The organism is Komarekiella delphini-convector SJRDD-AB1, from assembly GCF_014831675.1.
Classification (GTDB): Bacteria; Cyanobacteriota; Cyanobacteriia; order Cyanobacteriales; family Nostocaceae; genus Komarekiella.
On record NZ_VJXY01000019.1, the window covers coordinates 13,868 to 27,294 of the forward strand.

A 13,427-nucleotide genomic window follows, 5' to 3' on the forward strand; every position below is an offset into this window, starting at 1 on the left:
AAAGTATGAAATTGACGTAGAGATCTAAAACTCCTCATCCTCTCTGCGCCTCTGCGCCTCTGCGTGAGATAAAAATATGCAACGCTAGATTTGTTGAATATTTTCACATGAAATCTATCTAAAGATACAATTTTTGTAAACAAAAGATAGTTGCTGGTAATACACCTGGTGTGAGAAAAGACATATAAACATACTTAGCTCGACACTAAAGAAAGCAAAATTTATCAAACCAATATTTGGATGACTAGAAACTTTAAAATAGATAGATGCAATTAATACTCTAAATCAGAGAGTCTTCATTAAGTACAATACTCTAGGCGAAATTTTTAAATACAAAAATACTGAGTAAAGTTTATTACTTAATAAAAGCTAAATTTTGAAGCTATAGCTTGTGGCTTGCTGATGCAACTGCAATTAGCCTGTCTCCCGCCTAACTCCAAAAAACGATACTGGTAATAATAATGACGCGTCCCAATTCAGAAAACGATCAGCAACCATCTAATCATCGTCTCAAGCTCCTTCTTTTAGGACGTATCGGTCTTGTTGGAGGTGTCGTTTTACTCACAGGAATTGCAGTCGCTACTTGGTGGGCGAGAAATTATATATACAAAGATTTAGCACCATTAGTAGAGCAAAATCTTGAGCAATTGCTTGGACGTCCTATAAAAGTTGGGCAAGTTGAACGTTTTTCGCTCTCTAGTTTAAGATTTGGCTCTTTATCTATACCAGCAACTCCCACAGACCCAGACCAGGTGACAGTCAAAGCCGTAGATGTGCAGTTTTCACCTTTACAACTTCTCTTCACTCGAACACTAGCATTAGATGTCACATTAGTTCAGCCCGATGTATATATCCAACAGGATAAAGATGGTCGCTGGGTTACAGCCGAAATTAAGACTGGAGAGGGTACAGGTGTTATTCAAACTGAGTTGCAGACACTCCGACTGCAAAATGGAAATGTGGAGTTAGTACCAGCCCCAGCACCAACCAAACCGAAAGGCTCAGTAGTATTAAATCAAGTTGGCGGTGCTGCTCGATTTTTACCTCAGAATAAGGGAATTGATTACAACATAAATGCTCAACTCACCAGGGGAGGAGCAGTTAAAATCTCTGGCGACACACAACCAACAACACAAGAAACGAACCTCAAGCTTTTAGCACAAAATCTACAAGCATCTGATGTCAGTCGATTAATTGAGTTGCCAATTGTCTTGCAAGCAGGGCGCGTAGATGCTGACTTAGGGGTGCAAATTCCACCCAAGCAGTCAGAAATAGCGATTACGGGAACGGCTACAGCTAATCAGGTCACTGCCCAAATTCAAAATATTCCTCAACAGTTTTCTAATGCCAATGGAAGATTGAATTTTCAGGGTCAGACAATTGCTTTAGAGAATCTGAGTACGAACTTTGGCAAAGTTCCACTGTTAGCGAATGGAGCAATTAATACTCAAACAGGTTTTAACCTCTCTGCTCAAATAAAATCAGTTAGCGCTAAAAATCTTTTAGATACGTTCAAGGTAAATTCGCCAGTCCCAGCTAGTGGAGAAGTGCGAGCAGATATAAAAGTGCAGGGGCCGCTTCAACAGCCAGTTCTCAGTGGCACGGCAAGTAATATAAAACCGATTCAAGTTGACCGTGTGCAATTCAACGCTGTAAATACTGATTTCCGCTTGAGTACATCTAAAACTGCATCACAAATTACCGTTGATAATCTTAAATTAGTCCCAGCCGCAGGCGGTCAAATCACAGGAGAAGGTCAAGCGACATTGGGATCTAACGGTGAGGTAACATTTAATGTTCAAGCTGAAGATATATCAGGGGATATACTTGCACGTAACTACGGCTTGACGCCACCGATCGCAGTTGGAAATATCTCGGCAAAAGCAGAGGTTTCTGGCTCGCTTGGCAAACAACCATTGGAATTAGAGATTTCGAGTATTCAAGCGAACCCACCAGCTGGGGGGCAAATTGTCGGGAGTGGTCAAATTCAATTAGCACCCCAAGGTAGAGTATCATTTGATGCTCAAGCTAAAAATTTACCAGGGGATGCCATCGCAAAAACGAACAACAATTCATCCTCTATCACTATTGGCACTGTATCAGCAAATGCCAAAGTTTCTGGCTTTCTAGGCAACCTACGAGCAGTTGCACAGGTACAAGCACCTGACGCCACATATCCCACAACAGGACAAATTGTTGCGACTCAACAAGGGCAAAATATCCGATTTCCCAGTGCTGTGTTGAATGTAGCAGGTAATACAATCAGGGCTAGGGGTCAGGTTGCCCAACAACGCTGGCAGGCTTTTGTCAGTGCCCAACAGATTCAGTTAAGTCGCTTTCAGCAGATACCAGCTCAGTTTCAAGGTGTCTTAAATAATGTGGCATTGAATTTATCAGGAAGTACCGCTTCATTTCAACCCTCAACGATTCAAGCCACAGGACAAGCAAATCTGAGTGTGGCAGGAGGTAGGGTAAATCTCAGAAATCTTAACCTTGATGATGGTCGCTGGCGAGGGCTTGTCAATGTTTCCCAAGTTCAACTCAATCGTTTTTCACCACAACTACAAGGACGGCTCAATAGCAATATCCAGTTAGCAGGCACAATAGAATCTTTTCAGCTTGCAGATATTCGAGCCGACGCACAAATCCGTGTTTCCGAAGGGTTAGCACTGTTGTCACAACCGCTTACAGCTCAAGTTCAGTGGGATGGTAGACAAATTATTGTCCAACGCGCGACTACATCAGGATTGAGCGCTAATGGTGCGATCGCAGTTCAGTTAGATGATACACCTCAAATCTCTAGTTTTAATCTGAATGTGTTAGCGCAGAATTTCAACCTGCAAAATACTGGCTTTCAAGTTCCTGGAGATTTAGCAATAGCGGGGCTACTTGATTTTAATGGGAAAATTACAGGCACTCCTGATGTTCCGAAAGCTACTGGCGATATTCGATTGCGGAATTTTAATGTTAGTAATTTAGCATTTGACCCACTTTTAACTGGAAACGTGAATTTTCAAGGGGGACAAGGAGCAAGTCTGCAACTTGCGGGTAATCAAGACAGAATAGCGCTTAACCTTGGTGCAGATTATCGTCCAACCTCATTTTTACTCCGACGCGACGGGGGAGTTACCACAGGCAGAACTGAGGGCGATAACTTGCTCATCAACGCGCAACAGTTTCCCATAGCTCTTGTTTCGGGCTTCATACCCAACAATACTTTGAAACCTCTTGGTGGGCAACTATCGGGAAATTTAGTCGTTAATCTTAACAACTATGCGGTTGACGGAGATATTGCGATCGCTGCGCCTCGCGTTGCTAGAGTCATAGCAGATGAATTTCGAGGTAACATCAATTATGCCAATGGTGCTGCTAACTTGACTAATGGTCAATTGCGGATAGGAGACAGCAGCATCGCCCTGAATGGCAGTCTACAAACAGGGAATGATCCTCAATTTCAAGTCCAAGCAAATTTTGACCAAATCAGAATTCAGAGACTCCTGCAAGCATTTAATATTTTCGACTTTCAAGATTTGGGTGGAGGGTTACAACCTCCAGATTTAGCTGGAGCAGAGGTACTCAACACCACCGCTATCAATTTGCCTGATGCCGATTTGGAAACACAGTTAGAATATTTCTCAAAAGTTCAAGCATTAATAGCAAAACAACAGCGGGTAGAAGCAAAACAAACACCATCTTTACCAACCCTTGCAGAATTAACGGGTGCTTTGAGTGGAGCAATTCAAGCCACAGGCTCGTTAAAAACTGGGTTAAATGTTGGCTTTAATTTTCAAGGTGCTAACTGGCAATGGGGTGACTACTCGGTTGATGAAGTTGTTGCTAGAGGCACTTTTGCGGATGGTATCGTCACACTGTCGCCGTTGCGTGTGGGATTAAATCAAGGACTGGTGGCTTTTTCAGGACAGTTAGGAACTGAGCAACTATCTGGACAGTTGAGCGTAGCCAGTTTACCTCTATCACTTTTAGACCCATTTATCGAAAGATACCCTGTAGATATTACTGGACAGGTGAATGCGATCGCCAACTTAGGAGGTAGTTTAGAAGATCCCAGAGTCAATGGGGAAGTAGCGCTGGCGAATGCAACTTTGAATAAGCAACCTGTGCAAACAGGACAGGTGAACTTTGACTACAACAATGCTCGCTTGAATTTTGACAGTACTTTGTTGGTGACAGGGACACAGCCAGTAACAATTACAGGTAGTGTCCCTGCTGCGTTGCCTTTTGCCACAGTGCAGCCAGATAGCAATCAAATTAGTATCAACGCCAGTGTGAACAATGAAGGATTAGCACTGTTAAACTTGTTTACTAACAATCAAGTCTCTTGGGTAGACGGTCAAGGACAAGTAGATTTAAATGTTCAAGGTACATTAAACCAGCCCATTATTACTGGGAATGCCACAGTTAATAATGCTACTTTTCGCGCTCAAGCTGTATCCGAGCCTTTAACAAATGTGACAGGAAAACTGCAATTTAATGGCAGTACGCTGAACGCCGAAGGTATTCAAGGCATTTATAATCAAGGGCAAGTGACTGCATCAGGTGTTCTCCCGATTTTTGCAGCTCAGCCAGCCATATCGAATCCACTTACAGTATCAATAGAAAAAGAACTAGATTTTCAGGTTCCAGGATTGTATGAAGGCGGTGTCACTGGTGGTGTCGTAATCCGGGGAACTGCACTAAAACCTCAAATTGGTGGAGAGATTCAACTAAGTGATGGTCAAGTTATCATTGGCAACTCTACTACTGGCTCACAACCAACTACAACAGAGACTAGCAGTAATGCCGCAATTACAGGAGATGATAACGCTAATACAACAACTACAAAAGCCAGTAACGCTAATCCAACAGCTACAGCTCGACCCAACTTACCTATAGAGTTTACAGATTTACGGCTGATTCTAGGCGACGATGTTCGCGTTACTAGTCAGCCTTTACTGGGCTTTGTACCTGGAGGAGCGACGTTTAGCCAGCCCATACTCAACTTTCAAGCAAAAGGCGACCTAACTGTTAATGGTACTTTAGCGAAGCCCCTTCCTGAAGGAGTCATTCGTCTGACAGGAGGACGACTCAGCTTATTTACAACTGAGTTCACCTTAGCGCGGGGCTACGAACAAACTGCACGGTTTACTCCTAGTCAAGGACTTGATCCTATTCTGGATGTCCGGCTTGTCTCAATTGTCCCTGAAGCTTCGGCGACAAGCAGTCGAATTTTGGAATCACCTCTTTCTGCTGAAATCAGCGATGTTTCTGCTACTAATTTTGGTACTTTACGTACTGTGCGCGTTGAAGCAAGCGTTAACGGCCCAGCCAGTGAATTGAGCGAAAATCTAGAACTGACGAGTGAACCTAGTCGTAGTAGAGGAGAAATCGTTGCTTTATTGGGTGGCTCTATCCTTGGTTCTTTCAGTCAAACAGGAGATGCAACACAAGGGCTGACTAATTTAGCTGGCTCTACTATTTTAGGTGGTCTGCAAGGAAGTATCACTGCGATCGGGCAAGCTATTGGTTTTAGCGAATTTCGGATATTTCCTACTCCTGTAACTAATCAAGCATCAAGGAGATCTTCGGTTCTCGATTTGTCAGCAGAGGGTGTGTTTAATATTAATAGGAATTTCTCTGTATCTTTATCACGACCTCTTTCTACTAATGAGTCTTTTCGTTACAATCTGCTTTATCGACTCAATGATGAAATTCTGATGCGAGGTTCAACTGATTTAGGAGATGTAAATCAATTTTTATTTGAGTATGAAACCCGATTTTAATATAAACGTTGTATTGCAGTTTTTAGAGACATTGCAATGCAACGTCTCTAACTTTTGTGGACAATACTCACACGGCGATATGTAATCTAATCATTTAAATCAAAGTTCGTAGTAAGCGGCTTTGACCCTTTAAATCCTTGCACAGAGCGCTGAATCGCTCAATAAAAGCAAAATTTTTATCTGACATTTACTAATCATGTTTCTTGAAGTAGATCATGATGTTGTTAGTTTTCCAAAGCACTTGCATCTTCTGTTTATGATGCTGTAAAATGCAACAAGTTAAAAACGCATTTAGTAAGTCTACTGTTTTGACAACATAGATATTTCTAAAGATAATAAATCTTATAGGGTTTCCTAGTCGGCTGAGGTACAAATTTATCGGTGTTTATCTTTGGTTAATTACTTCTTCTGTATACCTCACTCAAGCGAAAACCGTTATAAACTAAATAAAGGAATAATAAAGTGAATTCTTATTTTGCATTACTAACCTCAATTATCATTGGTATTGGAGGACAACTTAGTCTTAAAGCAGGGGCTTTGCAAAGTTTTGGCAGCAAAGTAAACTTATTTTTACAGCCCTATGTTCTAGTTGGACTAGTTTCTTATTTTGTTGCTGCTTTGTTTTATATATATGCTCTGAAAAAAATTCCAATTTCGGTAGCTTATCCCACTGTTGCTATCAGCTATGCTGTTGTGTCTTTTTTAGCTCACTTACTCTGGGGAGAACCTTTTGGAGTTAAACAGGTTATTGCCCTATTGTTAATTGGTCTTGGTATATTCACATTAAACCATAGTTAATTATCATCAATTATTACTAACCTTGGTACGTTAATAGTAATTAAAACAAAAAACCCATTTTCCCGGTATGGGGGAATTTGGGTTTATTATTCTGCTATAACTTGCAGGTATTTATAAGAAGCGATCGCATTTCATTCCCTGTGTAATTTGAATTATCTCAATGGACGAACCGACCGTAAATTGTAGGTTTTCCATGTAAACAGGAGATTTTTTGACAACAGCCTCAGTGTTTGAGCGATGGTTTTAAGTACTTTCATTTTGCTAGCAGTCGGCTTTTGGTCATATCTCAAAACCATTGGAATCTCAGCAACTTTGGGCTTAAGTACTTTTGCTTTCAGTAGCAAATCTACCATACAGGCAAACCCTTTCTCTGTGAATAAATTGTTGCCATAATAGTCAAACAGACCAATGAGTAAAGAACGATTGTACATCCGATAACCACAAGTATAATCCTTTACACCAGGTATAGGAGCCGCAATTCTAAACAGCCAACTAGCTCCATAACTTGTCAAAATTCTCAATGGCGATAAGCCTATGACTTTAGCACCTTTTTGATATCTGGATGCTATTGCAATATCATAGCCACCACCCACCATGATGTCATACATTTTCATTAATAGTTCTGGTGGTTGGGTGTTGTCACAGTCCATAGCGGCTAGAAAATCGCCTTCTTCAGATACTTCTAAAAAGGTTGTGAAACCTGTTTTTATAGCTTGACCTAAACCAGCATTTTTTACATGCTGTACTAATTTAAGTGATATACCAAGTGATTGCGATTCATCCAAAGCAGTTTTAGCAGTTGCATCAGTACTACCATCATCAACAAGAATCAATTTTATGTCTATGTTGGAGATGCTCTGCAATAACTGAAACCTTTTGAATAAAGGAGCAATTGATTCTTGCTCATTGTAAGCAGGTAAGAGAATAAAAAGTCCCATAAGTTCCTCGTTTAAATTTTGAAACCTGTTACTCAAATATTGAAATTTGAGTAATGACGTTAGCTATTTTTAGAACTAAGCTTGAATGACTTAAGACCTATAGCGGTTGCACTATATATTGGTCTAATTAATATCATCTGCTTGAGTTATCAGAAGATTATTCAATACTTAATAGGGATATCCACACTTTATATCTACGCGTCTATTCGACTCGTTTTCAGATATTTACACAGATTGACGAACTCTAGTTAGGGATGCCGCATGTTGTCCAACAGTCAAAACATTGAACTGATTGGATAGAAGCTTTAGTGCTTTGCGTAACATTGCTAGCTTCTTGTAAGTAGGGAGGTTCATACTAGGGAAAAATGATAGTTCTGGCACATCCTCTTGAGTCAAAAAGTCTGTAGGATGCAGTAGTAAAGATGGCTGAGTGCCTGTAACTTTGCATAGCCAGAGGGCGATTCGGAAGTAAAGCAACGCCAAACCTGGAGAAAATACACCCAGATACATTAAGTAGCTGAAGTGAATTGGCATCTTAAAAATCGGCATTGTGGTGACAGGAATCTCAGTCAGCTTATATTTACCCATGCACCATTGGTAAGGTTTGAGGGTTTGTAAACCGTCTTTGAAGCTGCCAAATAAAGCTTTGCGTTTGGCGCGTTCTTCCTTGCTCAGCTTACAGGTCATCATGAAGTAAGCCCGTGCTATCGGCCCCAAAAATGTCGGAAAAATAGAAGCATCATATTGGTATTCCTGTCGTGCTAGGACTTGCAATACCGTGGGAGACAGACTGTATCCAGGGCTTCGGAAGCCAATGGGGCGTTGACCAGTGGCTTGCTGGATGTGCTTTTCGGCCAGTGCTAGCTCTTGTTCAACTTCATCTTCTGAGTACCGATTTAGCCAGATATTATGGTGAAAGGAGTGGTTAGCAATTTCATGACCATCAGCAGCGATCGCTTGTAATGCCTGATGGTTCTTTTTAAGAGCTGCATCCTGCCCCACAACGAATACTGTGATTGTCAAATTCAATTGCTTGAAAATATCCAAGAACCGGGGTACTACGATGTCCAGGTAAGAGGGCAAAGTTTCCCAACCAAGATCACCATGATCTTTCATATAAGACCAGAGATTATCCAAATCCATAGAAAGACTGGCTATCGGTTTGTTCCCAAGTGAATTGGTTTTCACCATTTGCTTAGAAATTTGGTCGTGCAAATATACACTGTTTGCCATTGTAATTAAGTACAGGTTAGTACTAATTGTTATTGAATAATTTGATAGATATTGGAGATTAGATTGACAAAGCGAATTCTATCTTTGGGTTAAATACCCAAATGTCATTCACAAAGTCAGCCCCATTCAAGAGTCTACATAAAGACACACATCTATTCCTTATAGATGTGCGTTGGATCAGTTGAAAGGCAACTATACAGCTACCTACCTCCTTACCAATCAGATAGATGATGTAGCATTTTTGGTGCAACAAAATAAATTTTAAGGCGCTTAATCTAAAGCACTCTTTAACTAAGGAAGGTACGTTCGGTTAGATGCTAACTTAATTTTTACTTCCTTAGCTGTACTTAGTTTAGATGCAAACTTTGCATCCTTGTATTTTTTATAAAAGTCAATTTTAACAATACATAAATTTCGCTGATAAAGCAATACCTTTTACAGTAATTATACGCTATTTTTTTAACACTTATGATGCAGATATCACATGCAAGCAACAAAATATATGATGTTTCTGTTGGATTGTGTAAAATTTTCTTGTTGAATTGTGTAAAATTTTCTTGTTGGAATGTATACAATTTTATTGGAAACTTTAATTTTACTCCTATCTTTACACTTTCCTAAAATTTGCTATCAATAAGACCAATTATTTCAGATGAACGTTGATAGCTATTGGTATAAGTTTTTCCTTACCAACCCTTTACAATGCAGTTATTTACTTGACAAGGTTAGACCTTTTTCAACAATCTTGCGGCGACAAAGAAGCTTGGAGTAATCCACAAGATGATTGCTCCTGTTACTTTGGAAAGAGAATCAGCTTTTAGCGCAATCCAAGCAGCTTTACCAAAAATATTACTTACCATCAGAGGTGAGCAAACTAATAACCCAAGCTCCGAGCTATTGACTAACGCGTACTTGTCACCTGGCCATTCGTGCGATGCCTGCGGCGGGCTACGCCTACGCTCAGGACGAGTAAGTGTTTGTGCGTGACTTTGGCCTAATCGAAATTGTCAGTGTTGAAATCCGGTCTAAAGTATGACAATTGACTTAATTGATAAATACTTCATAAAAAGCAAATGCAAAAATACATACTTCGCTTTTCAGTAAAAACACTTTATAAGTTACCGGATGAATCGACTCAAGCAAACACGAGGGACACCAATAAACCTAGATAAAATGTAATTTAGATCACAATGTTTAATGTACAGGTTCCAAGGTACATCTTGGCGCTGAGAATTCTTTTTTCACCAATGACAATTGAAACTGTCATAATCAGCGATATCCTGCCCAGAACCAAAGTTCAGGGTTAATAGCTCAAGTCCACTCGCGCACTGGATTTTTAATTGAGTCCTGTTTAGATGACTCCAATTATCTTGACTGATGACTGATGACTGGTAAAAAGCTACCTTATAGAAAAATGGCACTAAGATAACCCGTAAGTTACTCACTTCAACGGGCTTGCTTTTATCTTAGTGCCATTCAGATTTAGTCTATTTAGTTTAGTAGCGGTTACGGAAGTTGCTACCACCACCTCGATTACCACCAAAGGAACCTCTGTCTTCCTTGGGTTTAGCTTTATTCACTTTGAGGTCACGACCCATCCACTCTGCACCATCAAGAGCTTCAATGGCAGCTGTTTCTTCAGCTTCCGTACCCATTTCTACAAAAGCAAACCCACGGGGACGCCCTGTCTCGCGATCAGTAGGTAGCTGAACTCGCTTTACAGAACCGTGTTCTGCAAAAACAGAGGTGAGGTCTTCTTGTGTGACCTCGTAGGATAGATTACCTACATAAATTGACATACATTGTCTCCAAAGTCAGAAGTGTGTAGAGATTTAGATTTCGGAGAAAAGTCTGTAAATACCAAAAGGTAAAAGCCTGTCAATACTAAAAACAAACGCTGCCACCGAATTTCATTCTCATCTACTACGTTAGCACAGCATTCAGTTTATTACGCACTGCAATATAAAAGCACTATACGAAAAAGTGCTACCAAAATTTTACCAGGCATTAATAATTTTATACCAAAATTGATAGCGTGTTGGATGAATCGGCCAGATGTAGCAGAGAAATGATTATTATTAGCTTGCTTGGTGTTGGTTTTGGGGTTTATCAGTGGTCAACCCCCTGATCACTGAGAAAACAAAAATTATTCAGTGTTTTCTGTATAAGATATCCTAGCATTAGTTAAGTATTAATCGTAGCGATCGCAGTAGAAACCGACGTTGCTAATTGATGGGATGAATTTTGTTTCGCGCAAAGGCGCAAAGGCGCAAAGGCACGAAAAATTAATGAGAAGTATAGTATAGGTATACTTTGTCATTCTGACGCTTTGCAAAGCATCATCAGAGAGTATCTTCATTTACGTTAATTTAGAGCTAAAAATGACGTCTTTTAGCAATGAACTGGATAAAATTGAGTCAAAATTGCAATCATAATATTTAGTAAATGTACGGTTATTTGCAGGATAATAGTTAAGATTTACTAATCTAGAAGACTAGGAAAACTGAGATATCAAAATAATTCGTGTCAATTTATACTATTTTCAATTTGTATAGTAGTTATACTCTTTATTAGGTTCTACCTGGGAATTAAGAAGTGGCTTTGCCACTTCTTTTTATAGGAATGGTAGTTCGGCAACAAATAAGTTAAAAGTTAAAGTAGTTTTGTTTGACTTTTAACTTTTATTAATTATTAGTCATTAGTCCTTTCATCTCGCCATCTGTCGCGGTTTTGCATACTCTCCACATCTTGCGATCGCGCTAACTGCCAACTTTTCCACATTAGAGGTTTCTGTCTTTCAAGATGGTTGATAAACTGGATTATTGACCGATCTGCCTTAATAGGGGTTTTCAAATCAAACTGAATTGTTTGGAAAAGCTTGGTATCACCCTTGATAAATTTTTTACCTAAAATTTTAGCTAACCACAGTACAAAGTGATTGTATAAACGACCGAGAATTCCCCGACGTTTCTTAATCATTAACAGTGTCATAATTTCAGCTTTACCCTCTTCTATAAGGCGTAGTGAGATCATAAAATGTAAATGCAGAAAATCAGGGCCAAACGTTACCATACCAGTGCTACCATACCAATAACAAATACTGTAGGTAATAGCATTTTTGTAAAATCGACTGATCAGCTTGATAAAAAATGAATCTCCGCTGATGGGTGTAATGTTGTTGAAGATAATAGCATTCTGATTTAGTTCATATTTTTCAAAATCAATTTTTAAGGGTAGCTTGTGAACTGAATTGAAGTGTTGAGCATCGATTACATTAATCATTACTACATTGGGATGACAGTTCGTCACTAAGCGAGAAGCAAAAGTGACATCACACTCCTTTTGTTCCAACTCTGGAATATAGGGTAAGGGTAGTTGTGGAATTTCTCCAGTCCAAATCCAAATTGTCTCGTACTTCTCTGCGGTAGGCCAAACTTTTAACTTCGTAGAAAGCGGCTCATCCAAACAAGGAATATCAACGCATATCCCTTCAGCGTCAAACTTCCAGTGATGGAAAAAACAGCGTAGTTCATTACCCTCGACTTTGCCTTCTGCAAGGTGTGCGCCCATGTGCGGACAGTAAGCATCAAAAATAATTACTCTTCTATCCTCACCACGGTAAATCACCAATTCTCTACCTAAAATTGTGATAGGTTTTACCTCACCTTCCCGCAGATTTTTAGATGGTATTACCCAATACCATCCTTCAACAAAACGCTCTAGATTATTAAAAGTTTTAGGTTTACGATTTGAGCTAACATTCTGCGAGTTTACATTCATTTTTTAGGATTTTGCATAAACTGAAGCGGTTGATCTAGAAGTAACATATCAATTTCAAATAAACAGTTAGTTTCATTACTGTGAAGGGCGATCGCTCAACTGATTGAGAATCTTTAAAATATGAAATATTTAATACATACTGAAACCAGCGTCAAAATATTGCTAGCTTAAGAAAAGCAAATAGAAGCTGATATGTCCTAATAAATGGAGATTTGAACAATCAACACTTAGTAAAATCGCTAATTAGATAAAGATTGCGATTACTGATATTAATATTTGGCTAATACCTATGAAAAGTAATGATTTGATGAAATATGTAATAATCATTACAAGAGTTGGAGTGATCTGCTGTGTTAACTCAAGATAAAAAACTACTTTTAATCGGTCAGGTAACAGATTTGAGCGGAGTCCCCATTAGGACAATTCGCTATTACGAGAGTTTAGGTTTACTCAAGTCATCAGGACGAACAGAGGGAGGCTTTCGGCAATTTTCATTTGATGTACTTACTCGTCTAGCCTTCATTAAAAGAGCGCAAAACCTTGGTCTTAGCTTAGAAGAGATTAAAGCGATTCTTCAGGTCTATGACCAAGGACAGCCTCCCTGTGGTGACATCAAAGAAAAACTAGAAGATAAGGTTTTGCAGATTGATCATCAAATTGATCAGTTGTTAACCTTACGGTCTGAAATAAAAGGGTTACTTTCAGGCTGGCAAAATACGGGTAGCCAGCAGCATGAAGGTACAATTTGTCCCATTATCCAAAATAGGGCTGAGTTGTGAGTGCTGAGTGCTGAGTACTGAAAAATAGAAAACAAGAAAGAACAGGACTTATGCAAAATTATAAAAAGCGTAGTCCTGACTACCAAGTTTAATTTGTTCTTACTATATGTACTATGGAA

Annotated in this window: 7 protein-coding genes; 3 read left to right on the top strand and 4 right to left on the bottom strand. The window is 39.5% G+C overall.

Annotated elements, in window-relative coordinates; all coding sequences use genetic code 11:
• Positions 1–461: 461 nt before the first annotated feature.
• Both FNW02_RS17955 and FNW02_RS17960 read left to right on the top strand, forming a co-directional pair.
• Positions 462–5,780, top strand: coding sequence for a translocation/assembly module TamB domain-containing protein (locus tag FNW02_RS17955; protein ID WP_191758877.1), 5,319 nt, complete (start codon positions 462–464; stop codon positions 5,778–5,780).
• A 462-nt stretch (positions 5,781–6,242) separates the two neighbouring features.
• Entirely contained in the window at positions 6,243–6,578 is a 336-nt protein-coding gene (locus FNW02_RS17960) for an EamA family transporter (protein WP_191758878.1), read from the top strand.
• Between the two features lie 152 nt (positions 6,579–6,730).
• Here FNW02_RS17960 and FNW02_RS17965 read toward each other — a convergent pair whose 3' ends face one another.
• The 4 genes from FNW02_RS17965 to FNW02_RS17980 form a co-directional block, all read right to left on the bottom strand.
• The gene (locus FNW02_RS17965; RefSeq protein ID WP_191758879.1) at positions 6,731–7,516 is read right to left on the bottom strand and encodes a glycosyltransferase; all 786 of its coding nucleotides are present in this window, start codon (positions 7,514–7,516) and stop codon (positions 6,731–6,733) included.
• 225 nt (positions 7,517–7,741) lie between these two features.
• A complete protein-coding gene (locus FNW02_RS17970; RefSeq protein ID WP_225225735.1) occupies positions 7,742–8,749 on the bottom strand; it encodes a polysaccharide deacetylase family protein in 1,008 nt (335 codons plus the stop codon).
• 1,496 nt (positions 8,750–10,245) lie between these two features.
• On the bottom strand, positions 10,246–10,548 hold the full coding sequence (locus FNW02_RS17975) for an RNA recognition motif domain-containing protein (RefSeq protein WP_162399082.1): 303 nt from the start codon (positions 10,546–10,548) through the stop codon (positions 10,246–10,248).
• Between the two features lie 892 nt (positions 10,549–11,440).
• Entirely contained in the window at positions 11,441–12,529 is a 1,089-nt protein-coding gene (locus FNW02_RS17980) for an aromatic ring-hydroxylating dioxygenase subunit alpha (protein WP_191758880.1), read from the bottom strand.
• A gap of 350 nt (positions 12,530–12,879) precedes the next feature.
• Here FNW02_RS17980 and FNW02_RS17985 point away from each other — a divergent pair, with 350 nt between their 5' ends.
• The gene (locus FNW02_RS17985; RefSeq protein WP_191758881.1) at positions 12,880–13,308 is read left to right on the top strand and encodes a MerR family DNA-binding protein; all 429 of its coding nucleotides are present in this window, start codon (positions 12,880–12,882) and stop codon (positions 13,306–13,308) included.
• Positions 13,309–13,427 lie beyond the last annotated feature (119 nt).